Genomic DNA, 23217 nt, shown 5'->3' with positions numbered 1-23217 from the left:
ACCTCGGTCATTTCCCGTCCCAGAAGAGCGAATCGACATCCACCGGCTGCTCCACGTAGCCGTAATCCACCATCAGCTGGCCCAGCTCGGTGAATTGGCTGCGGTCCAACTCGTAGGTGAAGGCCTCCATGCGCAGCTTCTCTGTCTCCTCCGGGGTCATCTTGAGGACCTCGGGCAGCTGGGCCTTGACCTCGTCCGGGTGGGTTTCGGCGTAGTCGAGGGTCTTCTTGAGGGCGGACTGCATGCTGGAGACGGTCTCCGGATTCTGCTGTGCGTACTCGTTCGACGTGAAGACCAGCAGGGTGGCCTGTCCGGGCACGGTCGCCTGATAGGGATAGACGACCACCTGGTTGCCCTGCTCCTGCAGCGTGCCGAGGAACGGGTCAGGGACCCAGACGGCATCCACATTGCCCTGATCCAAGGCGGCCGGCATGTCGGGGAACGGCATCTCCACAAATTCCACTGCCTCGGGATCACCACCGTCCTGTCGCACGGCCTCCATGATGGTCAGGTCTCCCTGGGCCTGGATGGTGTTCAGTGCGACACGCTTTCCCTCCAGGCCCTTGGGTGAGGTGATGCCGCTGTCTTGGGCGGACACCACGGCGTTGATGTCCTCGCCTTCCGGAAGCGAGCTGGAGTACCCGCTCACGATCTTCATGTCCAACCCCTTGTCCTTGGACACCATCTGCACCACGGGACCGCTCAGGGCGAACTCCATGTTGCCGCCGTGCACCGCCGGCAGGAGGGCATTGCCGCCTTGGCCCATCGATATCTCGAGGTCCAGGCCTTCTTCTTCGAAGAACCCCTTTTCCTCGCCCAGCAACAGAGCGCCGACGTTGGCAATGGGCAGGGCACCGAACGTGACGGGGGTCAGCTCCGATGACGCCTGATCGGCCGAGGCGCCGGCATTCGACTCCCCGGAGATGGAGCCGCTGGAACAGCTGGTGACGGTCAGTGCGGTCAAAGCGGTCAGGGTGACGGCGATGAGACGGGTGCGCTTCACGGGGGTTCCTTCCGAAATGGGCGGGTGACTGCCATCACAGTAGGAACAGTTGATTGAGTTCGTCAATAGAAACTGAGAAGTTTTTCTCAGTTGTTCTCTTGGTCGAGAAGCGCGCCCATGGCCCCTGTCAGTCGCCGGGTGATGTCCTCCTGCGTCAGACGATGGCTCTGCAGGTCATGCATGACGCGCTCGTCGAACAGAGCGACCCAAAGGACCACCAAGGAGCCAGGGTCGGCGAATCGCGCCACCCCCTCCTCCTCAAGAGATCGCAGGACACGTTCCAAGAACTGGCGGTGGTGGAACTCATTGGTGAGCGCATCCTGACTCCGCACCAGGAACCCTTCGCCGGAGCGGAACCGGGCGGCCCATGACGCCCAGGTCAGCGCGGAATCCACCCACGTTGCGCAGACCTGCGTGAACAGTTCCCGCCCCGAGTACTTCGACTCGAGACCTTCCAGCCGCCTGGTCAGTTCTCCGAGCGATTGCTGCACCAGTTCATGGAGAACTCCGTCAACGTCCGAGAAGTGTCGGTAGATCGTCGCGGTGCCTACTCCGGCCTCACGGGCCAGGTCCGGGAGGGAGAACGCCGACCCTTGTGTCTCCAGCATGCGACGGGCGGCCTCGAGGATCTGTCCCCGCATTCTGACGACGTCCTTGCGCATGTGATTGATCGTCTCACGACTCGGGAATCGCCCGGTGATGGCACCGGCCGCCGGCGCGAACTCTTGGGAGAGCGGCCGGACGGTGCAGACAGCAAAACGGCCGCCCACCCCCGGAGGGTGAGCGGCCGTTCTAGAGTCTGATCAGATCAGAGGGGGCGGACCGACGAGGCCTGCATGCCCTTGTCGCCCTGAGTCGCCTCGAACTCGACCTTCTGGTTCTCCTGAAGTTCGCGGAAGCCGCCGCCTTCGATGGCGGAGAAGTGCACGAAGATGTCAGCGGAGTTGTCGTCCGGGGCAATGAAACCAAAGCCCTTTTCAGCGTTGAACCACTTAACTGTACCGGTGGCCATGGTGGCCTCTTTTCTTTAGGGTGCTAAACCCGCCAGTTTTCCAGCGGGGGCGAAGCGGTGTGTACATACCGCTTCCCCAGCGCCCCAGCCGACCCGAAGGCCGCCCGGTCCGCAGTGGTGACGGACTTACTGCATCTACTACAACTACTTCTGCCCATAACTGTACGGCATCAAAGCAGTCCAGGGAACCACGGGGACCATCGGCCGACCCGGCCGCAAGGAACGGGGCCTTCCAGCACCCCAGGGATTCACGGCCCCACCTGGATCTACACTCAAATTCGTGATCACACGCAGCAAACGCCAGGAGTCCGCACCCAGCCCGATCGGAGACGCTCCGGCGCCCTTTACGCCTCCCGAGGGGTGGACGAGATCGCCCAACGTCTCCACCAGCCGCTTTGCCTTCGAGATGAGTAACACGACCGGCTGGTACCGCAACGACGGGCAGGGCAACGGATACTTCGCCCCTGGCTGGGACAGCGAGCGCATCGCCCGCAGGACCGGAGTCCTGCGTTGGATCGCAGTGGCGCTGGCCGTAATCATGATCGCCGGTGGGACCATCCTCGCCTCGGTGCAGTACGGGGAACAGATCGAGTACAACCACCTGAAATCGACGGGGGTGCAGACGACCGGCGTGGTTGGCCCCGTGACGGTGGAGCACACGTCGGAGCAGACACGGCGATCCAGCCGCTCGTACACCACCCGTTCGACCTCGGTGGTGGAGTACGCGGTGGGCGGCCAGGAGATGCGCGAGGAGATTACTGCGTCCTCGAGCACCCGGATCCGCCGTTCCCCGGACCGGTACCCGGAACCGGCCTGGACTCAAGGGCAGGAGCTCGCGCTCTATACAGACCCCGAGAAGCCCGAGCGATTCGTCCTCGTCCATGAATACAAAGAAGCGGATGCCGACTCCCTGCCACGGGGCGTCATTATCATCATGATCATCACCGGCGTACTCCTCCTTCTGCCCCTCGCGCTGTTCCTCGCCGGCATGCGCAACGTGCGCGAGGCCCGCAAACTCTAAGCGGCACCGCGCGAACCGACTCCGCCGCCGCGACCCGCTCGACCGTGGAATCAACCCTGAGCCAAGTCCACTCATGTGTTTGGATCCTCAGCCCGGATTCGGGAACATTCTGACGCCACTCGTCGTTACTTGAGTTGAACACACTCAACTATCGCTGGAAACACACCTCAGGGAGGACACTTTGCCCGCATTCTTCGGCCCCGCCGGTTCCAATGGCGACTCCTTTGACGACTTCTTCGCCCGCTACCTTCAGGGTCAGCGGGCCGGCCGGCAGGGACGCCCCGTCGACCTCACCCGCCTGCTGAGCAAGCGGACCCATGATGTCCTGGCCACCGCCGCCACTTTTGCCGCCGAACGCGGCCAGACCGACGTCGACGCGCTGCACATCCTGCGCACCATGCTGGGCGAGGATCCGGCCAACACCGCGGTGCGCCAGTCCGGTGCCGACCCGCAGGCCCTCATCGCCGCCGTCGACGACCGCCTTCCGGCCCCGAGCGAGGCGAAGGACACCAGCTCCACCGCGTCCCTGAACGCCTCGGCCCAGAAGGTACTGCTGGATGGCTACCAGGTGGCCCGGGGCTTCGGTTCCACCTACATCGACCCGGAGCACGTGTTCTTCGCGTTCGTGCTGAACCACGACTCCCCCGCTGGCCAGCTCCTGACCCAGGCGGGCGTCACCCCGCAGTCCCTGCAGTCGGCCGCCCAGCAACAGCTGAACCAGCAGCACCAGCAGGGCCAGTCCGGCCAGCAGCCGTCGGGCCAGAACTCCGAGGGCTCCGTCCTCGAAAAGTTCGGCCGGGACCTGACCGCTGAGGCGAAGGCCGGCCGGCTGGATCCGGTGATCGGCCGGTCGGACGAGGTGGAGCAGACCATCGAGGTGCTGGCCCGCCGCACCAAGAACAACCCGGTGCTGATCGGTGAGGCCGGCGTCGGCAAGACCGCCATCGTGGAGGGCCTGGCCCAGGCCATCGCGGACGGCGAGGTCCCCGCCCAGTTGCAGGACCGCCGCGTCATCGCCCTGGACCTGGCCGGCATGGTTGCGGGCACCCGCTACCGCGGTGACTTCGAGGAACGGCTCACCGGCGCCATGGACGAGCTAGCCGAGGACAGCAACACCATCGTCTTCATCGACGAGCTGCACACCATCGTCGGCGCCGGCGGCTCCGGGGAGTCCGGCGGCATGGACGCCGGCAACATCCTCAAGCCCCGCCTGGCCCGCGGCGACCTGCACATGGTCGGCGCCACCACGCTGAAGGAGTACCGCACCATCGAGAAGGACGCCGCCCTGGAGCGGCGCTTCCAGCCCGTCACCGTCGGTGAGCCCTCCGTGGAGGACGCCGTGCAGATCCTGACCGGCCTGGCCGATCGCTACGCGGAACACCACCAGGTGACGTACACGGACGAGGCGCTGCGCGCCGCCGTCGTGCTCTCCGACCGGTACATCACCGACCGGTTCCTGCCGGACAAGGCCATTGATCTCATCGATCAGGCCGGCGCGCGGCTGTCCCTGAAGCGCGGCCCGCACGACGCCGGCCCGGCCGTGAACACGGACGCGCTGCGGTCCCAGCTCGCCGAGCTGGAGGCCGAGAAGAACTCGGCGGTCAACGCGGAGGACTACGAGCGCGCCACCGAGCTGCGGGACGAGGTCGCCCGGATCAGCGAGCAACTGGCCGAGGCCTCGGCCCAGCGGGCGCGGGGCACGGAAACCAGTGACTCCGTGGTGGACGAGGACGCCATCGCCGAGATGGTCTCCCGCGCCACCGGCATCCCGGCCGCGCGGATGACGGAGGCCGAGAAGTCCCGCCTGGCGCGGCTGGAGGACGAGCTCCACGCCCGGGTCGTCGGCCAGGACAATGCGGTCGCCGCGATCGCGAAGTCCATCCGCCGTTCCCGGACCGGGATGGCCGATCCCTCCCGTCCGGTCGGCAGCTTCCTGTTCCTGGGCCCCACCGGCGTCGGCAAGACCGAGCTGGCCAAGGCGCTGGCGGGGTCGCTGTTCGACGATGATGACGCGATGGTCCGGTTCGACATGTCCGAGTTCGGCGAGCGTCACACGGTCTCCCGCCTGGTCGGTGCCCCTCCGGGCTACGTGGGCTATGACGAGGCCGGGCAGCTGACCGAGCGGGTGCGCCGCCGGCCGTACTCGGTGATCCTGCTCGACGAGATCGAGAAGGCCCACCCGGACGTGTTCAACCTGCTCCTGCAGGTGCTCGACGACGGCCGCCTCACCGACGGTCAGGGGCGCACCGTGGACTTCCGCAACACGGTGCTGATCATGACCTCGAACCTCGGTTCCGAGTTCATGTCATCCGGCGGGGCCCCTCTGGGCTTCGTCTCGGCGGACGCTGAGGCCGCGCAGCGGGACCTCCGTCAGAAGGTGATGGGACGGGTGAAGGAGTTCATGCGGCCGGAGTTTCTCAATCGGATCGACGACACCGTGCTGTTCTCGCCGCTGTCCGCCGCGGAGCTGCGTCAGATCGTTGGTCTGCAGTTGGGTGATTCCGAGCATCGGCTTGCCGCCCAGGGCATCACACTCGAGGTGGATGACGCAGCCCGGGACTGGATCGCCGAGGCCGGCTACGAGCCGGCCTATGGTGCCCGCCCGCTGCGCCGGGTCATCCAGCGCGAGCTCGACGACCGGGTGGCCGACCTGCTGGTCTCCGAGGCCGTGGCCGATGGCGACGCGGTGCGGGTGACCGTGGCCGACGGGCAGCTGGTGGTGCGGCCGGTGCGGTCCGCTCGGGTGCCGGAGGCGCTGGCGGCGTGAGTGGCTGACCGGCCCTACCGCCGGTGAGTAGCCGCGTCCGATGAAGAGGGCCGGGGTGTGCGTTGATATCAATCAGCGGACTCCTCGGCCCCTTCTTTACTGTTTCGATCTGAACTGGAAACTCAGTCAATCGAGAAATCTGACATCCCCAAAGCATCAATCAAGGAGGATTTTCCCCTGTCGTTCTCATCTAGAATGTCAGGGTCACTCGTCTTTTTGATCCTATTGGAGGGGCCATGAGCCACCCTGTCGATTTCCAGCAACAACCACAGTATGGCGGCCAACCAGGTCCGCCTCCGAAGACAGGCAACGGCCTTGGCGTCGCTGCTCTGGTCTTGGGCATCATCGCCATCGTCATCGCCTTCATTCCCTTCATCGGGATGGGATCTTTCCTTCTGGGGGCGCTGGCAGTCATTCTCGGTATTGTCGGGCTGCGAAAGAAGGGACTGCCGAAGGGAACATCGATCGCTGGCCTGATTCTGGGCGCCCTGTCCCTGATCATTGCGGGGATCATGACCGCCATCACCGCGACGTTCGTGGCGGCCGTTGATGAGTCGTTGCAGTCGATGCCCGAATCATCCACGGTGGCGGAAGCTACCACCACGGCCTCCCCCGCAGCAACGTCGACCACTGAGGCTCCGACTAGCGACGCCGCAGAGCCGGCCCCGACCAGCGACGCCGCTGAACCGGAGGTTCCGACTGAGCACCGGTCCGCTCTGGCTCAGGCGCAGAACTACTCAGACCTGATGCACCTTTCCAAGGCCGGGCTTTGGGACCAGCTGACCTCGGAGTACGGGGGACAGTTCACCGAAGAGGCCGCCGACTACGCGGTGGAGAACGTCGAAGCGGACTGGCAGCAGAATGCGCTGGAGCAGGGGCGTAGCTACCAAGAGACGATGAGCATGTCTCCCGCTGCCATCTACGACCAGCTGGTGTCGGAATACGGCGGGCAGTTCACCGCCGACGAGGCCCAGTACGCGGTGGACAACCTCTAACCCGCAGCACCTCCGGCCAGGACTGAGCCCGTCAGTCCGCCCATCGACCCCCTGACACTGCCGCAAACGGCACGTCAGGGGGTCGTCTGTGTCCAGCGAGCTTCACCACGATGCTGGGCACGTCTATCCGATGCGCTGAGTTTTTCGTGACACGTCAGCGCGGTCGAGTTCTCTAGGGCCAGTACAGAGACATCGGGTTGGTCACCAGCAGGGCCTGCTGTTCTCTCGCGGTGGGTGCGATCTGCGGGATGTACCCCAGCAGCAGCGCGTCATCCGGCATGTGCGAACGTAGATTCGGGTGCGGCCAGTCGGTGCCCCACAGGCTCCGTTCGGGGAACTCGACCAACACCCGGCGGGCGAAAGGGACGACGTCGGCGTACACCTCACGCTGCCCGTCCACCGCGTAGGGGCCGGCTTCCGTGAGCCGTTCGGGGCAGCTGACCTTGACCCAGGCGTCGGTCCGCTCGACGAATCGGAGGAAGGATGAGAACTCCTCCGAGTCCGCACCCTTCCGCACGTCCGGCCGGCCCATGTGGTCGATGACGAGGGGGACGCCGAGACCCGCGAATGTGTACTCCAGGTCGGAGAGGTCCTCGGGTTCGAAGTAGAGGACGAGGTGCCAGCCGAAGTCGCGGATCTTGTCAGCTACGAGCGCGAGTTCATCGAACGGCTGGCTCTGCACCAGGCGCTTGACGAAGTTGAAGCGCACGCCGCGGACGCCACGTTCGTGCATGGCGGTCAGCTGCTCGATCGTCACTTCGGCACCCACGGACACCACACCGCGCGCGGTGTCCCCGAAGTAGTTCAGCGCGTCCAGCAGCGCGGCGTTGTCCCGCCCGTGGCAGGTCGCCTGGACGATGACGTTCCGGGAGACACCCAGATGCTCCCTCAGGTCCCGCAGGTCACCCTTCCCCGCATCGCCGGGCGTGTACTTCCGCGTCGGTGAGAACGGGAACTCCGCTGCCGGGCCGAAGACGTGGCAGTGAGCATCCACCGCACCCTCCGGGAGGACGAAGGCGGGTTCACCGCGGTCCTTCACCCAGTCGAGCCAGCCGGCGGTCTTCTCGGAATGCTCGGTCACCCGTGACCCTCCTGAACGGAATCGTGTCCTGCGAGCCTATGCACAGCACACAGACTCGGCGCCCGCAACCATATGGGCCCACAGCGAACCTACTAGCCCCGCTTGACGACCGGAACAGGGGTCTCGCGCTCAGCGGGCTGAAGGAAGGCGAAGTCGAGCCCATCCTCGGCCTGGGTGACCTGTTCCAGGTAAAGCCTCTGGTATCCCCGTTCGGCCGACCGGGGAACTACCTCCATGGATTCAAGCCGGGCAGCCAGTTCCTCATCGGAGATCTCGACGTTGATGGATCGCTCACTCAGAGACAAGCGGATGCGGTCACCGTTGCGAACCGCAGCCAAGGGGCCGCCCACGGCAGACTCGGGCGATACGTGCAGGACAATCGTGCCGAAGGCGGTGCCGGACATGCGCCCATCGGAAACACGCACCATGTCCTTGACGCCTTGACGAGCCAGCTTGCGGGGAATGGGGATGTATCCGGCTTCCGGCATGCCCGGTGCACCCACTGGGCCGATGCTCTTGAGCACAACGACATCGTCCCGCATGACGTCGAGGTCATCGGAATCGATCCGTTCGGCCATGTCCCTGCTGTTCTCGAAGACCACCGCCCTCCCCGTGTGCTCGACGAGCTCGGGGGATGCGGCCGATTGCTTGAGGATGGCTCCCTGCGGTGCGAGGTTGCCCCGAAGGACGGCGATGCCCCCGGTTGGGGAGACAGGATGCTCCAGATCCCTGATGATCGTGTCGTCGTACGCGTCGTGAGCCGCATCGAGTTCCTCGCCCAGCGTCCTGCCACTGACCGTCATGACATCGAGGTCTAGCAGATGGCGGATCCGTCGCATCACGGCGGGGAGACCACCAGCGCGGTGGAGGTCCTGCATGTAGCTGTCGCCCGAGGGCTTCAGGTCCACCAGCACGGGAGTGTCGCGGCCCAGCTCGTCCACGGCATCCAGGTCCAGCTTGTATCCCAGACGCCCCGCAACGGCCGCCAGATGAACGACTGCATTCGTCGAACCGCCGATGGCATGGAGGATGCGGAAAGCGTTGGTCACTGACGCAGGCGAAATCACCTGGTCCAGCGACAGGCCCTCGCGCGCCATCTCCACGGCGCGCGTTCCGGTCATCTCGGCCAGACGCATCCTGTCCGCCGTGACGGCCGGAGCCGTGGCGGACCCGGGGAGGGCTGCACCCATGGCCTCGGCGATGCACGCCATCGTGGAAGCGGTGCCCATCACGCCACAGGTCCCCACCGAACCAACGAGTCGCGAGTTGACCTCGCTGATCTCCTCTTCGTCGATCTCCTCGGCTCGGTACTTCCCCCAGAACATCCGGCAGTCCGTACAGGCTCCGACCACGGTTCCGCGGTGCCCCCCGGTCAGCATGGGGCCCGTCACCAGCTGGATGGCCGGTACCTGCGCGGAGATCGCGCCCATCAACTGCGCCGGCACGGTCTTGTCACACCCACCGATGAGAACCACGGCATCCATCGGCTGAGCCCGGATCATCTCCTCCGTGTCCATCGACATCAGGTTGCGGAGGTACATCGACGTCGGCTGCGAGAAGGACTCATGGATCGAGATGGTCGGGAAGGCCATCGGCAAGGCGCCGGACAACATGACACCGCGGCTCACGGCCTCCACCAGTTGCGGGACGTTCCCATGGCAGGGGTTGAACCCGGAGGTGGTATTGATGATGCCCACCACCGGGCGGTCCAGCGCATGGTCCGTATAGCCGGCACCCTTGATGAACGCCTTGCGGAGGAAGAGCGAAAAACCGGCATCTCCGTAGTTCGTTAGACCACCTTGAAGGCCTTGGGCTGGTGTAGTCACAGGAGCTCCGTTCGATAATATTATTGATAATAGTAGGGTCGGCGTCACCCTTGGCGCAAACGGCCGGCAGGGCCGCAGGACCGATCAAGCGGAGCTCGACGCCTTCTGGTTCAGGTAGAAATTGCGCGACGGCAAAAGGTGATCACGGCACAGTCGAGCCAGTTCGAGTGAATCCTGACCCCGGAGCGCTTCAACAATGAGGTCATGCTCCGCCATGGAGCGTTGCATCTTCTCCGGGGAAGAGACATTGAGGAACCGGATCGGCGAGGCCATCTGGGCGTGGCGGCGGATGACATCGGTCAGGTACGGATTGTTTGTGAGGCTGAAGATCTCGCGGTGGAACCGGTCATTCGCCTGGACGATCGCCGGAAGATCGCGGCTTTCGACCGCTGCCCGGTGTTCGTCACGCGCCTCAACAATGGGACGCAGTGCTTCGTCAGAGACCGGCAACTGGATGAGTTGAGCGGCATTGGATTCGAGCAGCATGCGCAGCTCATACAACTGCTCAACCTCAGCATCGGAGAAGGACTTGACGGCGACACCCACGTTGGGGCGCCGCTCGACGAGTCCTCGCCCTTCCAACAGCTGGAACGCGGCCCTGACCACATGCCTCTTGGCGTCGAAACGTGCCATGAGTTCATCCTCAAGGAGCCGCTCCCGGGGGTACACACGCCCCAGGACAATCTGCTCTTCCAGGGAATCGGCAATGCTGGCCGCTGTGCTAGCCGCAGTGACGCTCGCCATGGTGATGTCCTGCTCCTTGCTGCTCGCCTCGACGCCCGATGGCCCCACCTCAGGCGTTCTTCAGATGGCACCTTACGATCATGTCATTGTAGGCGGGCACGATCAGTGGATGAAGATGCTGAGGATCAGGACCATCACGAAGCCTGTCAGCGCCACGAGGGTCTTCATGATGGTCCAGGACTTCAACGTATCCGCCACGGACATGCCGAAGTATCTGTTGGCCATCCAGAAGCCCGAGTCATTGACGTGCGAGTAGCCGGCACCGCCGCAAGCAATGGCAATGCAGGTCAGGGCCACCACAGCGGGACTCGCCCCCATCGCCTCCGCCAGCGGTGCGCTGAAGGAGGCGCCAGTGACCATGGCAACCAGCCCGGACCCTTGGGAGATGCGCATGACCGAGGCCACGATGAAGCCGAAGACAACCAAGGGAACACTGGCGTTCTGCATTCCCTCGGACAGGGTGTCCCCCAGCCCGGACTCCACCAGGACGCCGCCGAAGACGCTTCCGGCACCGGTCACGAGGATGATCATGCCAGCCGGCCCCAAGGCCGCCGTGGCCACCATCTGGAGGTCCTCCTTGCTCATTTTCCGGCGCGTGCCGAAGAAGTAGAGCGAGAACAAGCAGGTCACCAGCATGGCAATGACCGGGTTGCCGATGAACTGGAAGACCTCACCAGCGGGTCCGCCGATCAGGCGCCCCACTGTGCCGACCACGATCAGGATGAGCGGCAGAAACAGCGCCCCGAGCACCGAGGCGAGGCTAGGCAGGGGAACGCCGCGGTCATCGACTGCCACCTGAACCTGCCCCTCTTGGAGCGCGACCCCATATCCGTTGGCCCCGCCACCCCGTGATGGAGAGGAATTCGCCTGGCCGGAGCCCTGACCGCCGGAGCTGTCGGTGTCCGTTGCCACCGGAGGGGCAACAAAGATGCGCCGCGAGATGAACTTCCCGAAGATGGGGCCGGCGACGATGACGGCTGGGAAACCGCAGATCACGCCAAAGAGGATCACCAGGCCGACGTCGGCGTTCATGATGCCGGCCGTGGCCAGCGGACCGGGGGCCGGCGGCATGAAGGTGTAGGCGGTGCTGAGCCCGGCGCAGAGGGGGATGCCGTAGTGCAGCAGAGATTTTCCGGTCCGCTGGGCAACGCCGTAGAGCATCGGGACCAAGATGACGATGGCGACATCGATGTACACCGAGGTACCGACCAGGAACCCGGCCGCACTCAAGCCGAGAGCCACGGTCTTGTCGGAGAATTTCTCCACCAAGGTGATGGCAATCCTCTCGGCGGCACCAGCACGCTGAAGCATCATGCCGAAGATGGCCCCGAGACCGATCACCAAGGACAATTGCCCCAGCGATGAGCCCATCTCTCCGACGATGAATTCGAGCATCTCATTGGGGTTCGACCCGATCCCGATGCCGAAGACGATCGACACGAAGATCAGGGCAACGAACTCCTGCCACTTGAATCTGATGATGAGCAAGAGCAACAGGGCCACGGCGAGAACTGCTGCCGTGATCACCCATGCCTCATGGGGGATAGTGAAATTCATGCCGGGAAGTCCTGTCTCGGTCACGCAAGTGCGAGCGGTGGGCGAGTGAGATCATCGACGAACCCGCGAGCCATCGATGAGATTATTAATAATACCAAGGTTGAGTGAACCACATCACAGTGAGCAGGGCAAGGGGGCCGCAGGATCCTGGAACCAGCCTCAGCATCGACAGTTCTGTGTGAAAGTTCCGCCACATTCACACAAAACCCCGTGTTTTGTGTAAATGTACAGCGACAATCCCACAGTTCAGCCGTAATGTGTGCATGTGGAACTTTCCCAGTTTTCCAGCACGGCCACCGGCGAGCTCATCACCATCCGTGGCTCAACCACACAACACGGCGATTGGGAGCACAGAGCGTTTCTCCCGAACTCCCTTCCGGATGACATGCCAACGCTCTCCCCGGCGACGATCATGGCATTGGCGGATTCACGGGCAGCTTTGGCCGCATTGGACAATACGGCTCGCCAATTGCCCAACCCGCAGCTCCTGCGACAGCCAACTCTGCGCACGGAAGCACAGAGCACCTCCGCTTTGGAGGGCACCTACGCACCGCTCCCCGCGGTCATCACTGCGGACGAAGAAGACGTGGACTCCGCAGAAATGCGCGAGATCATGAACTACGTGCAGATGGCAAACACCGGGTACTTCTGGCATGCCAGCGAGCGCCCAATTTCGACATCCCTCTTGTCGGACTTGCAAGGCATCCTCATGAAGGGCACCTCGCTTGCTGGAGAATCGGGGCGGCTGCGGCCAACTCAGGTGGTGATCGGGCGGCGGGAAGGGTTTCTACCGACCGATCTCCCCGTCAAGGCAGCCCGGTTCGTTCCTGTTCCGCCGGGCGACCAGTTGAACGCCGGCGTGGACGGCCTCATGGCGTGGAAGTCCCACGACCATTCCGACACGATCGATCCCGTCATCAAGGTCGGCATGGCTCACTATCAGTTTGAAACTCTTCACCCCTTCAGGGACGGAAACGGCCGGCTCGGACGGTATCTCATTGTCCTGGATCTCCTATCCACCGGCGTTCTGAGCGAGCCGACGCTGACCGTCTCACCGTGGTTCGAAGCACGGCGAACCGAGTACTATCAACGACTCTTGGCAGTCAGTACCTCAGGTGACTGGGATGGTTACTTGGAGTTCTTCCTTCGAGGTTTGAAACATGCGGCCGCAGCGACGCGTCAACAGATGCTGGAGTTGGCTTCCGTTCAGGCCAGCCTGAAGGAAGCCATCAGAAATGCTCGTATCCGCGCTGACAGTGCCCACGGGTTGATCGACCTCGCGACGGCCCGTCCGACCTTCACCGTCAAGCAGGCGGCAGCTGAGCTCGGGCTGAGCGATGGAGGTGCCCGCCGGGTGATCGAGCAGTTGGTGGACTTGAAGATCCTGACCGTCCTTCAATCCACCACTGGCTATCGACGCCGCTATTACGCTCCCGCCGTGCTAGACGTCCTGGTTGCTCCGCATGACTAGGACCTGCCAACTCGGAAGCATCCCATGAACAGCACCGACCGCGCCACCCTGCAGCGCACCATCAGCGAGGTCGCCTCCTGGATGGAGCGCGCCGCTGCCCTGTTCGGGCGGCGCACCCAGATCATGATGGACAGCAATGAGGCGAGCCGCCGGCTCAGTTCCGCCGTCCTTGACCTCCAATCTCGAGACCTTCAGCACCAGACCACCGAGTACTGGCGTGTCCTCCCCCTGGGGCCCGACGACGGCGCCCACCTCGCTGCTCTCGCTCGCCTACGGGCCCTCCCGCCTATCGCGGCGCACGAGGAGGAGGCGCTGGCAACCCTGGCCGGCGGCCGGGAGCAGGAGATGAACCGGGCTCGGAAGCTCCTCGGCCTGCGGCGCCTCATCACCTTCGGCGAGGTCCGCCACCAGGCCGAGCAGTCCGCCCGGCAGCTGAACGACTACCGCCTCTGGGCCCACACCCAGGGCCTGCCGCAGCTGCTGGACCGGCTCGAGCAGCACCCCACCATCGCCGCGTCCATCCCCACCGAGGACGCCCTCCATCCGAGTATCGGCCTGCTCCGCCGCCTGCCCGAGCTCGGGATCGCTCCTGAGTTGATTCCGGCTGAGGACATCGCCCTGCTCCCCCAGGCCATCGCGCCCCTCGAGGAAGCGCTGCGCCGCGAAGCCGAGCGCCGCGCGGCAGCCCACCGGGCCGGCGTCGTGATCCGGGACGGCGAGGCACGCGCCCTGCTGGACACCATGGACGTGGAGCGGCTCAAGGACGCCACCGCCGACCGGCTGTCCATCGGCCCGCTGCTCGAGGCGGGCATCACCACGGTGCTGCAGGTCTGGGACCGTGGCGCCGAGCTCGAGGCGCTGGACGGCGTCGGGAAGACCACTGCCGCCCGTCTGCGCGGCGCCGCCCGCACGCTGTGGGACCTCGCCGTGGATGGCACGGGCCTGCGGCTGGACCCCGCCGACCGCACCGAATCCGCCACTGAGCTGCTGCGCCGGACCCGGGCCTGGGAGCAGCTGCTGCCGCTGCGGCGGGCCACGGCCGGGGTCGCGCTGGCCGAGGCCCTCGCTCCGCTGGCTCACGCTCAGGCGCCGGGCCATCCAGTGCTGCTGGCGCCGCGTGCGCGGACCGCCGCGCAGTTCCGGGAGGCGGTGGTCTCCGTGCTCCAGTTGGCCGGAACGGTGCCCACCGACAAGCACACCGGGCCCGACGCCGGCCCGCACCCGGGTGCGGAGGGGGCCGGGGACGAGGTCTGGGACGACTTTCTGGCGAGGCCGTCCGACTACTACGCGCTGTTCGCCGAGCTCGGATTCACCACGGAGGACCCGGAGAAGACGCAGGGCGACCTGCCCGCGGAGATCGTGGAGGCGGTGCGGGCCTTCCGTCTGGACACCACGCACCTGACCGCGTCACTGCGCGGATACCAGAGCTTCGGAGCGAAGTTCGCGCTGGTGCAGGGCAAGGTGGTGATCGGCGACGAGATGGGCCTGGGCAAGACCGTGGAGGCGCTGGCCGTGCTGACGCATCTGGCCGCGACCGGTGGGGCGAAGAAGCCGGTGCACTTCCTGGTGGTGTGCCCGGCGGCCGTGGTCACGAACTGGATGCGCGAGATCGAGAAGATGACCACGCTGCCCGCGCATCGGCTGCACGGAGCGAACCGGGAGGCCGCGGCGAGTGCCTGGCGGCGGGCCGGTGGTGTGGCTGTGACGACCTTCGCCACGCTGCGCAGTGCTGCCTTCGGCGATGAGGGTGCCGAGCCGATACCGCTGGACTGCGTGGTGGTCGATGAGGCGCAGTACATCAAGAATCCGGAGGCGCTGCGGTCCCAGGCGGTGGCGGAGGTGATCGACCGGACGGAGCGGGCGATCCTGCTGACCGGCACTCCGCTGATGAATCGGCTCGAGGAGTTCCGGGTGCTCATCGGCTATCTCCGTCCGGATCTGGTGCTCGACTCACACGCCCTGGCGCCAGCGCGGTTCCGTCAGCAGGTGGCCCCTGCCTATCTGCGACGCAACCAGGAGGACGTGCTCACCGAGCTGCCGGAGCTGGTGGAGGTCGAGGAACTGCTGCCGATGAACGCTGCGGATTCTCTGGCCTACCGGGAGGCCGTGGCCGAGGGGAACTTCATGGCGATGCGGACTGCCGCGTTTTCTTCTGGGGGTGCGTCCGAGAAGATGCAGCGGCTGGTGGAGATCGTGTCCGAGGCCGAGGAGAACGGGCGGCGGGTGATCGTGTTCTCGTTCTTCCGAGACGTGCTGGACGCGGTGGTGGGCGCCTTGGACGGTCCGGTGTTCGGGCCACTGACCGGCTCGGTGGCGGCGACCCAGCGGCAGTCCATGGTGGACGCTTTTTCTGCTGCTCCCGGCGGGGCGGCGCTGGTAGCGCAGGTGAGCGCGGGTGGCGTCGGGCTCAACATCCAGGCCGCCTCCGTGGTGGTGCTCTGCGAGCCGCAGCTGAACCCAGCGATCGAATGGCAGGCCATCGCACGGGCCCGGCGGATGGGGCAGTTGGAGACCGTGCAGGTGCACCGACTGCTCTCCGAGGACGGCGTGGACCAGCGCCTGACCGAGATGTTGGCGGTCAAGGCGGAGCTGTTCGAGCAGTTCGCCGCCGAGTCCGACGTGGCCGAGGCGGCGCCGGAGGCCGTGGACGTGTCCGAGGCGGCACTGGCGCGGAAGGTTATTGCGGTGGAGCAGGAGCGGTTGCTCGGCGATCGAGGCACCTACCAAGCTCCCGACAGTCCCTGCGCGACGTAAGAAGGCCTGAAGTGCCAGGCAGCACCCATCGGGATTACGAGCACTCGATCGTCAAGACAGCCCACCGATTCATTACTTGCCGCCGCAATCCGGTGATGGGGTCAATCAACGCCTGGGCAAAAGTTCTGCCGCCGTACTGAACTGCTTCACTGGGTTTCAACATGCGCAGAGGCGAGCCGCCTCCATCATCCGATAGCTTCAATGTATGAGTCATGAGCGCACCATGGACCTGATCCGTCAGATGGTCTCCGAAAGAGAGTGGAGTCAATTCCACACCCCGGAGAACCTTGCGAAGAGTATCTCCATCGAGTCCGGTGAACTTCTGGAAAGTTTCCAATGGGGCGGCGAGGCCGACATCGATGAGGTTCAGTCGGAGCTCGCCGACGTCCTCACGTACTGCTTCCTGCTCGCGGATGCCCTTGGCCTAGACGTGGACGAGATCGTTCAGACCAAGTTGGGCAAGACACACGAGAAGTATCCCGTGAACCTCGCCAAAGGCAGGAGCACGAAGTATGACCGACTTTGAGATCCAGAGCTTTCCGCTGACCAGTGAGGGTGTCAGCGCAGCCGTTTCGAAGGAGCAGCGACTGAAGAACTGGCCAGCGGTCTACATCCTGCATGAGGGCCTGTCCACCAAGTCCCATCGGGTGGCTCAGAAAATCTATGTGGGCGAAACGCTCAAGGCGGACCGCCGACTCACGCAGCACATGCAGAGCGAGGCCAAGAGGGATCTCACGCAAACACGTGTGGTGTTGCACGATATGTACAACAAGTCCGCCACCCTCGATTTGGAGGCCTTCCTCATCCGGATGTTTTCCGGTGACGGCCACGAAATTCAGAACCGGAATGAGGGGATCGTTGCCGGGCACTACTTCGCCCGCGAGTACTACCAGGAGACCTTCCAGCAGATCTTCCAGCAGCTGTATGCGGATGGGCTCTTCTCCCAAACCCAGCTGGACATCATCAATCAGGACCTCTATAAGCTCTCTCCGTTCAAGGAGCTCTCGCCCGAGCAGGACGAGTCAGTGCGCCGCATGGCGGAGGCAGTTCTCGCCGACGTCGACGACGCTACAAGTCAGCCCTCCTCCGTCGAGACGATGGTGGTTCAGGGCGGTCCCGGAACCGGCAAGACCGTGCTTGCCGTGGTGTTGATGAAGCTTCTCGCGGATATCGGGGAGTCCACAGATGCGGAACTGGAAAACCTGATTCAGGAGGGACGCCCGTTCAGCGACCTTTTCACCCGAGAGAACAGGGACCGGCTTCAGGGGCTGTCCATCGGGTTGGTGATCCCCCAGCAATCTCTTCGGAAGTCCATCCAGAAGGTTTTCAAGAAGGCACCGGGGCTGAAGCCATCGCAGGTGGTGGACCCGTTCAAGGTCGGCCAGTCGGATACTGAGTACGACTTGCTGGTCGTGGACGAAGCCCACCGGCTCAGCCAACGCGCCAATCAGCCGGCCGGCCCGCTCAACATTCAGTTCCAGAACATCACCGAAGATCTGTTCAACGGGGATGACTACTCCAAGACCCAACTGGACTGGATCCGCAAGAAGAGCCGACACCAAGTTCTGATCCTTGACCCCAACCAGACCGTCAGGCCCGCAGACCTGCCCCGTGACGCCGTCGAGGCTGTGATCCGAGATGCCTCGGCAGCTGATCGGCTTTTCACGCTCCAGTCCCAACTCCGAGTGCGGGCGGGCGACGACTATGTGGACTTCTTTGGCAAGGTACTGCGTTCAGCCGGCAACGGAGTGGCACCTCCGGCTCCCGACATCATGAAATATGACCTGCGCATGTTTACCGACCTCAAGCGGATGAGACAGGAGATTCTGCGGCTGGATGGTCGAAACGGCCTGGCCCGCCTCCTCGCAGGGTTTGCCTGGAAGTGGCGTAGCAAGAAGAACAGATCTGCTTTTGACATCGAGCTCGATGGGCTGGAATTGCGATGGAATTCCACGGCAACAGACTGGGTCAGTTCGCCAAAGTCGCCGCTTGAAGTCGGTTCTATTCACACTATCCAGGGCTACGACCTGAACTACGCGGGGGTGATCATCGGCCCCGACCTGAGATTGGACGAGTCCACGGGCCGGGTCACCTTCAACCGGCAGTCCTACTTCGACACGAAGGGTATGGAGAGCAACAGGAAGTTAGGGATCACGTACACGGACGACCAGATCCGGGAGTACGTGATCAACATCTACAACGTGCTGCTGACTCGAGGCATCCTCGGTACGTTTCTTTACGTCTGCGATGAGCCCCTGCGGAATTACCTAGCTCATCACTACTTCCCTGACATCCTGTCCGGAGCTAGCGAAGCTACGTTCATGGGAACATCGCTTATCCATGGGGTCGACTACCTCGTGAACCCTGATCCTCGGATTACTTATCGACCCCAAGCACACCGCGGGGCGATCGACAAGGTGGTACTCAAGACGGTAGACACCATTCCCCTTCGAGACACGTGACGACCTCGACATCACCGCGGGCTGTAATGGACGCATCTTGGTGAGCCAGTACCGAGCCCGCATACAGATCCGGATAGTTGACGTACTCGCGACCTCAACTAGCTGCCGCCGCGTGGCCACGGAGGAGTCGGATGGCCCTACGCGTGTGGCGGGAACGAAGCCCAACTCCTCCAGTTGTCCGATCACGGCCAACACCAACGGACCGGCATCCGGTAGTGCGCTGGGCCATTGCCTCTGTGACGCCGGTCTACGCGGACCGCAGTAACCTGACAATTGCCGGGAGTAACACGCGGGCGCGGACAACACCCACTTTCCCCAGTGACTTGACCCGGGGCAGGTCATTTCGGAGTCCGAGCAGCACCTACTCGCACCAGCGCACAAAGCCGCTGTTCCGATAGGTGTCCGCGTCGGCCAGGTGCGCTTAGCACTGGCCCCGATCGGCACCAAAAACAGCCGTCGGGCACCGCCTGCACGGTCTACGCCATGGCCGCCGAGCTGGCCACCGAACAGTCCCACCGGCCGGGATCCTTCATCACCGCCTTCCTCGACGCGCTCGATGCCGTCGATGGTGGCGTCATTAGCGTTCAGCTGAGGGAGGAGACCGCCCCGGCCCGGCAGCAGGTCGAACTGCTCGAAGCCCTGTCCGCAGCGCTCCCCGCACACATGACCCTGCTGGTCAACGACCGCGTGGACGTCTATCTCGCCGCCCGCCACCGTGGGGCCCGCGTCCACGGGGTGCACATGGGCCAGTCGGACCTAGACGCGGTGGATGTGCGCCGACTGCTCGGCCCCGAGGCGGTCCTCGGCCTCAGCGCCGCCACCCCGGACCAGCTCGGGGCCGCCGAGACCAGCACCGCCAACGTCACCTACGTGGGCATCGGCACCTTGCGCACCACTTTCTCCAAGGCGGACGCGCCCGCTCCCATCGGCGCGGAGCGCCTGGGGTAGCTCGCCGCCACCACCGCACTACCCGCCGTCTCGATCGGCGGGGTGATTCCGGACGACCTTCCCAGGTCTGCGGACCGCCGGACTGGCCGGGACCGCCGTCGTGTCCTGGATCTGTGCCGCGGAGGATCCGCAGCGAGCTGCGGCCGAGTTGGCCCGGGCCTGGCGGTCGGCACCCACGCGGTAGACACTGGTGACGACCACACAGCCGACACCCGACATCAGGAGCCTCCATGTCCTTCCAGGCCTACCTCGACACCATTGAGGAGAAGACCGGCCTCACCCCGCGCCAACTACTCGAGATCGCGCAGAGTCGCGGCTATGACGACGCCTCGGTGAAGGCGGGTGAGATCCTCGACTGGCTCAAGGCCGACTACGGGCTCGGCCGTGGCCACGGGATGGCTCTGGTCCATGTCATCAAGAAGGGCCCGCAGATCGACGCCAAGCACGTGGGGACCACCGGCTCGCACCGCGACGAGTCGGACGTGCTCTGGCTGGACGGCAAGGCCACCAAGCCCGCCTGACCGGCAGCCGCTTCCAGCTACATCTCAGTGTCAGACGCCCCCCACCCCGAGGCACGGGGCGGGGGCGAGGGGTCACTGGCCCTGCTGGGCCATCTCGATCCACGGCCCGTAGCGGTCGGCCTCGCTCTGGATCAGGGCGGCGGTCTCCTCGTAGTCACGGAACGTCGGGATCTGGTTACCGTCCTCGATGACCTTGATGTAGCCGGGATCATGGACGGCCACACCCATCGCGTCGGAGAGGACCTTGACCACCTCGTCCGGGGTGCCAGCCGGCGCCATGATGCCAGCCCATGAGGCGTTCTGCAGGTCGACTCCCTCCTCCTGAGCGGTCGGCACGTCAGGGTAGTCCGGGTGGCGCTCCTCGGAGAGCATGGCGAGGTAGCGCATCTCGCCACCGTCTACCTGGGCCTTCTGGCTGCCCATCGCATCGATTGAGAAGGTCACGTCACCTGCGGCGGCCGCGGCGATAGAGGGTGCAGACCCGTCGTACGGCACGCTGGTCAACTCAATGCCAGCCAGGTCCTGCAGGCCCCGTGCCGGGGAATCCCACACGGATCCGACCCCGGGCGAGGAATAGGTCAGCTTGCCCGGGTTCGCCTTGGCGTCCTCGATAAGCTCTGAAAGGGACTCGTAGGGGCTGTCCACCGGTACGGCAATGGCGCCCGGGCCCTCGATGGCCTGGCCTATCGGGACGAAGTCATCCGGGCTCACGTCGTAGTCCATGAACTGGAGCGTCGCCACCTCCACGCCCATCATGGACAGGTTGTAGCCGTTCGGGTCCTGCTCGGCCAGCCAGGTGTAGCCGATCGACCCGTTGGCTCCGGGCCGGTTCTCCACGATCACGGACACCCCCAGCTCATCCTCCAGCAGCGGGGCCAAGGTGCGGGCGGTGAGGTCTCCCTGGCCGCCCGGCTGCCACGGCACCACGAGGCGGATGTCCGTAGTGGGAAAGTCCTCCGCGTCAGCGGTCTTGCTCCCGGCGTTGTCGGCACAGGCGCTCAGCATTATGGTGCCGGCAAGGGCGAGAGCCGCCAGGGACAGTGTTCTGGTCTTCAGGTGCAGAGACATGATTCTCCTTGGTTCTGAGGGGTGCAGCGAATGAGGGGGGGGGTTGGGCAGATCTACCGATGGGTGGTTCAGGTCCCGACGGCGGCGCGCGGGACCACGGCGCGGTTCACCAGATACGTGGGTTGCCCCTGGAACAGGGCGTCGAGGACGTTCTGGGCGGTCTTGGTGCGGATCTCCTGTTCGGACTCTTCCGAGTACCACGCCGCGTGGGGCGTTAGGACCGTGTTCTCGAGTTCGGTGAACGGGGACTGATGACCGAGCGGTTCCGCGCTGAAGACGTCCAATCCGGCCCCTCCCAGCTGGCCTCCGGCCAGGGCCGCCGCCAGGTCCTCTTCCTGGACGATTCCGCCGCGGGAAGTGTTGAGCAACAGCGCCGTGGTCTTCATCAGGCCCAGCAACCGGGAATCCACCAAGTTGACCGTCTCGGTGGTCAGCGGGAGGTGGATCGAGACCACGTCCGCTGCCGCGAAGAGCTCTTCAGGCGTCACCAGCGTGGTGTCATGCCCCCGCAACGCGACGTCCGGGTCCACGAACGGATCGTGTGCGATCACCCTCATGCCGAAGACCTGCATCTTCGCGGCCAGACGCCGAGGGATGTTGCCGAAGCCCAGCAGCCCCAAGGTGGCTCCGCGGAGCCGGTGCAGCGGCTTGGCCTGGGCATAGTCCCACTGACCTCGCCGCAGCGCGCGGTCGTAGATACCCAGTCCCCGGGAGAGGGAGAGGATCATGGCTGCCGCGTGGTCGGACACATCATCCAGGGAACCATCGGGGACGTTGGCGACCATGATGCCGGCGGCGGTGGCGGCCTCGATGTCGATGGTGTTGACGCCGATTCCGTACCGGGCAATCACGCGGCAGCGTTCCAGGGTGGCGATGAAGGCGGCATCCAGCTGGACGTACTGATTGATGATGGCGTCCGCGTCTCGGCAGGCCTCCCGCAAGGTGGCCTCGTCGGCGAAAGGGCCGGCATCGACCATGACGTCCTGTCCGTCGAAGACGGACCGTTCCGGGGCCAGGTCTGTGAACTCGTAGTCGGTGATAACGATCTTGTACATGGATACCTCAGGTCTTGGGAGTTGGGGAGAGTGCCGTGGCCGCGGAGTCAGAGCTGGCCGAAGGTCTCATCGAGATGCTGATGGAACGGCAGGTCGACGATCTCCGAGTACTGGGCATAGTCCATCGCGCTGGCCGGTACGGATTGGTCCTCGCGCAGGGAGTGCAGGCTCTGCTGCACCGCGGAGGTGGCCGAGAACAGGGCGGTTAATGGGTACAGGACCATCCGGAATCCCAGCTCTTCCAGGTCACTGCCGGCTAGGCTCGCCGCCTCGGTGCCGTCCACTATGGAGACCACTGTGTGCCCATCCACGGACTGGGCGATGAACTCCACGTCACGGATGGTCTTGACCCCGTCCACGAAGAGCAGGTCTGCCCCGGCATCGCGGTAGCGATGGATTCGTTCGACGGCGTCCTCCCGGGAGGTCGCGGCCAGGGCGTCAGTCCGGGCGATCACCACGAGGTCGTCAGAGCCGCGGGCCGCCACGGCGGCTTTGACCCGACGGGCCGAGTCTTCCGCGTCCACCAGGCTGATGCCGGCCATCTGCCCGCAGCGCTTGGGAGAGACCTGGTCCTCGAGGTGAATCGCTGCGACCCCCGCTTGCTGGTATTCGAGGACCGTGCGGTGAATGTTGGACGGGCCACCGTACCCGTTGTCAGCATCGGCGATGACGGGAATGGAGACGGCCCGGACCATGTTCCTGGCATGCTCCGTCATCTCGGTCGCGGTGAGCAGGCCGATGTCCGGCTGACCGAGTCTCGACGCTGTGGCCCCGAAGCCGGTGAGATAGACGGCCGGGAACCCTGCCTGCTCGACCAATCGGGCGGTGAGCGAATCGAAGGCCCCCGGGGCCTGCACGAGGGGCCGCCCCGGCTCGAGCAGTGTTCTCAATGATGCAGCCGCGTTCATGATTCTCCGTGTCCTTGATTCTCC

19 protein-coding genes are annotated in these 23217 nt (G+C 64.7%); 9 read left to right on the top strand and 10 right to left on the bottom strand.

The features are described 5' to 3' along the window. Positions 1–7: 7 nt before the first annotated feature. The 3 genes from IEX49_RS12160 to IEX49_RS12150 all read right to left on the bottom strand — a co-directional run bounded on the left by IEX49_RS12160 (position 8) and on the right by IEX49_RS12150 (position 2015). Complete coding sequence (locus IEX49_RS12160) at positions 8–1003, bottom strand: ABC transporter substrate-binding protein (RefSeq protein ID WP_188806432.1); 996 nt, start codon at positions 1001–1003, stop codon at positions 8–10. 86 nt (positions 1004–1089) lie between these two features. Next, entirely contained in the window at positions 1090–1644 is a 555-nt protein-coding gene (locus IEX49_RS12155) for a TetR/AcrR family transcriptional regulator (RefSeq protein ID WP_188806431.1), read from the bottom strand. Positions 1645–1811: 167 nt separating this feature from the next. After that, on the bottom strand, positions 1812–2015 hold the full coding sequence (locus IEX49_RS12150) for a cold-shock protein (RefSeq protein WP_188806430.1): 204 nt from the start codon (positions 2013–2015) through the stop codon (positions 1812–1814). Positions 2016–2421: 406 nt separating this feature from the next. Between IEX49_RS12150 and IEX49_RS12145 the strand changes: the two genes are divergently transcribed. The 3 genes from IEX49_RS12145 (at position 2422) to IEX49_RS16880 (ending at position 6798) form a co-directional block, all read left to right on the top strand. Then, positions 2422–3036, top strand: a complete 615-nt coding sequence (locus tag IEX49_RS12145) for a DUF3592 domain-containing protein (protein ID WP_188806429.1) — start codon at positions 2422–2424, stop codon at positions 3034–3036. Between the two features lie 181 nt (positions 3037–3217). Further along, a complete protein-coding gene (locus IEX49_RS12140) occupies positions 3218–5803 on the top strand; it encodes an ATP-dependent Clp protease ATP-binding subunit (protein ID WP_188806428.1) in 2586 nt (861 codons plus the stop codon). Positions 5804–6039: 236 nt separating this feature from the next. Continuing rightward, entirely contained in the window at positions 6040–6798 is a 759-nt protein-coding gene (locus IEX49_RS16880) for an Ltp family lipoprotein (protein WP_229672632.1), read from the top strand. Between the two features lie 172 nt (positions 6799–6970). Here the strand turns inward: IEX49_RS16880 and IEX49_RS12130 are convergent, their stop codons facing one another. The 4 genes from IEX49_RS12130 to IEX49_RS12115 form a co-directional block, all read right to left on the bottom strand. Then, entirely contained in the window at positions 6971–7879 is a 909-nt protein-coding gene (locus tag IEX49_RS12130) for an amidohydrolase family protein (protein ID WP_188806427.1), read from the bottom strand. A 92-nt stretch (positions 7880–7971) separates the two neighbouring features. Beyond that, entirely contained in the window at positions 7972–9705 is a 1734-nt protein-coding gene (locus tag IEX49_RS12125) for an IlvD/Edd family dehydratase (RefSeq protein ID WP_229672631.1), read from the bottom strand. A gap of 84 nt (positions 9706–9789) precedes the next feature. Continuing rightward, positions 9790–10449 (bottom strand): GntR family transcriptional regulator, encoded by a 660-nt coding sequence (locus IEX49_RS12120; protein ID WP_188806426.1) that lies wholly within the window; start codon positions 10447–10449, stop codon positions 9790–9792. Positions 10450–10551: 102 nt separating this feature from the next. Beyond that, on the bottom strand, positions 10552–12006 hold the full coding sequence (locus IEX49_RS12115; protein WP_188806425.1) for a GntP family permease: 1455 nt from the start codon (positions 12004–12006) through the stop codon (positions 10552–10554). Positions 12007–12271: 265 nt separating this feature from the next. Between IEX49_RS12115 and IEX49_RS12110 the strand changes: the two genes are divergently transcribed. From IEX49_RS12110 to IEX49_RS12085, 6 genes are all read left to right on the top strand, one after another. Beyond that, the gene (locus IEX49_RS12110) at positions 12272–13477 is read left to right on the top strand and encodes a Fic family protein (protein ID WP_229672629.1); all 1206 of its coding nucleotides are present in this window, start codon (positions 12272–12274) and stop codon (positions 13475–13477) included. A gap of 24 nt (positions 13478–13501) precedes the next feature. Then, a complete protein-coding gene (locus IEX49_RS12105) occupies positions 13502–16231 on the top strand; it encodes a DEAD/DEAH box helicase (RefSeq protein ID WP_188806424.1) in 2730 nt (909 codons plus the stop codon). 205 nt (positions 16232–16436) lie between these two features. Further along, entirely contained in the window at positions 16437–16757 is a 321-nt protein-coding gene (locus IEX49_RS12100) for a nucleotide pyrophosphohydrolase (RefSeq protein WP_188806423.1), read from the top strand. Continuing rightward, positions 16744–18693: a DUF2075 domain-containing protein gene (locus IEX49_RS12095; protein WP_229672628.1), complete on the top strand. Its 1950-nt coding sequence runs from the start codon at positions 16744–16746 to the stop codon at positions 18691–18693. The genes IEX49_RS12100 and IEX49_RS12095 overlap by 14 nt, the downstream gene beginning before the upstream one ends. 483 nt (positions 18694–19176) lie before the next feature. Then, on the top strand, positions 19177–19641 hold the full coding sequence (locus IEX49_RS12090; protein WP_188806422.1) for a thiamine phosphate synthase: 465 nt from the start codon (positions 19177–19179) through the stop codon (positions 19639–19641). Positions 19642–19871: 230 nt separating this feature from the next. Further along, positions 19872–20162, top strand: a complete 291-nt coding sequence (locus IEX49_RS12085; RefSeq protein ID WP_188806421.1) for a DUF4287 domain-containing protein — start codon at positions 19872–19874, stop codon at positions 20160–20162. Between the two features lie 72 nt (positions 20163–20234). Here the strand turns inward: IEX49_RS12085 and IEX49_RS12080 are convergent, their stop codons facing one another. From IEX49_RS12080 to IEX49_RS12070, 3 genes are all read right to left on the bottom strand, one after another. Then, positions 20235–21230 carry a tripartite tricarboxylate transporter substrate binding protein gene (locus IEX49_RS12080; protein ID WP_188806420.1) on the bottom strand — a complete coding sequence of 332 codons (996 nt, stop codon included), beginning with the start codon at positions 21228–21230 and terminating at the stop codon, positions 20235–20237. A 68-nt stretch (positions 21231–21298) separates the two neighbouring features. Continuing rightward, positions 21299–22285, bottom strand: a complete 987-nt coding sequence (locus IEX49_RS12075) for a C-terminal binding protein (RefSeq protein ID WP_188806419.1) — start codon at positions 22283–22285, stop codon at positions 21299–21301. A 47-nt stretch (positions 22286–22332) separates the two neighbouring features. After that, positions 22333–23193 carry an isocitrate lyase/PEP mutase family protein gene (locus tag IEX49_RS12070; protein ID WP_188806418.1) on the bottom strand — a complete coding sequence of 287 codons (861 nt, stop codon included), beginning with the start codon at positions 23191–23193 and terminating at the stop codon, positions 22333–22335. Positions 23194–23217: the final 24 nt, after the last annotated feature.

Origin of the sequence: Citricoccus zhacaiensis, assembly GCF_014645315.1 — a bacterium.
Classification (GTDB): domain Bacteria; phylum Actinomycetota; class Actinomycetes; order Actinomycetales; family Micrococcaceae; genus Citricoccus; species Citricoccus zhacaiensis.
Note: the sequence above shows the minus strand (reverse complement) of the source record. Positions and strands in the feature narration are given on the sequence as shown.

Excerpts from the sequence above, each read along its gene's own strand:
- IEX49_RS12155 (WP_188806431.1), bottom strand. The coding sequence starts at position 1,644 with ATGCGGGGACAGATCCTCGAGGCCGCCCGTCGCATGCTGGAGACACAA.
- IEX49_RS12150 (WP_188806430.1), bottom strand. The coding sequence starts at position 2,015 with ATGGCCACCGGTACAGTTAAGTGGTTCAACGCTGAAAAGGGCTTTGGT.
- IEX49_RS12145 (WP_188806429.1), top strand. The coding sequence starts at position 2,422 with ATGAGTAACACGACCGGCTGGTACCGCAACGACGGGCAGGGCAACGGA.
- IEX49_RS16880 (WP_229672632.1), top strand. The coding sequence starts at position 6,040 with ATGAGCCACCCTGTCGATTTCCAGCAACAACCACAGTATGGCGGCCAA.
- IEX49_RS12120 (WP_188806426.1), bottom strand. The coding sequence starts at position 10,449 with ATGGCGAGCGTCACTGCGGCTAGCACAGCGGCCAGCATTGCCGATTCC.
- IEX49_RS12115 (WP_188806425.1), bottom strand. The coding sequence starts at position 12,006 with ATGAATTTCACTATCCCCCATGAGGCATGGGTGATCACGGCAGCAGTT.
- IEX49_RS12105 (WP_188806424.1), top strand. The coding sequence starts at position 13,502 with ATGAACAGCACCGACCGCGCCACCCTGCAGCGCACCATCAGCGAGGTC.
- IEX49_RS12100 (WP_188806423.1), top strand. The coding sequence starts at position 16,437 with ATGAGTCATGAGCGCACCATGGACCTGATCCGTCAGATGGTCTCCGAA.
- IEX49_RS12095 (WP_229672628.1), top strand. The coding sequence starts at position 16,744 with ATGACCGACTTTGAGATCCAGAGCTTTCCGCTGACCAGTGAGGGTGTC.
- IEX49_RS12090 (WP_188806422.1), top strand. The coding sequence starts at position 19,177 with ATGGCCGCCGAGCTGGCCACCGAACAGTCCCACCGGCCGGGATCCTTC.
- IEX49_RS12085 (WP_188806421.1), top strand. The coding sequence starts at position 19,872 with ATGTCCTTCCAGGCCTACCTCGACACCATTGAGGAGAAGACCGGCCTC.
- IEX49_RS12080 (WP_188806420.1), bottom strand. The coding sequence starts at position 21,230 with ATGTCTCTGCACCTGAAGACCAGAACACTGTCCCTGGCGGCTCTCGCC.
- IEX49_RS12075 (WP_188806419.1), bottom strand. The coding sequence starts at position 22,285 with ATGTACAAGATCGTTATCACCGACTACGAGTTCACAGACCTGGCCCCG.
- IEX49_RS12070 (WP_188806418.1), bottom strand. The coding sequence starts at position 23,193 with ATGAACGCGGCTGCATCATTGAGAACACTGCTCGAGCCGGGGCGGCCC.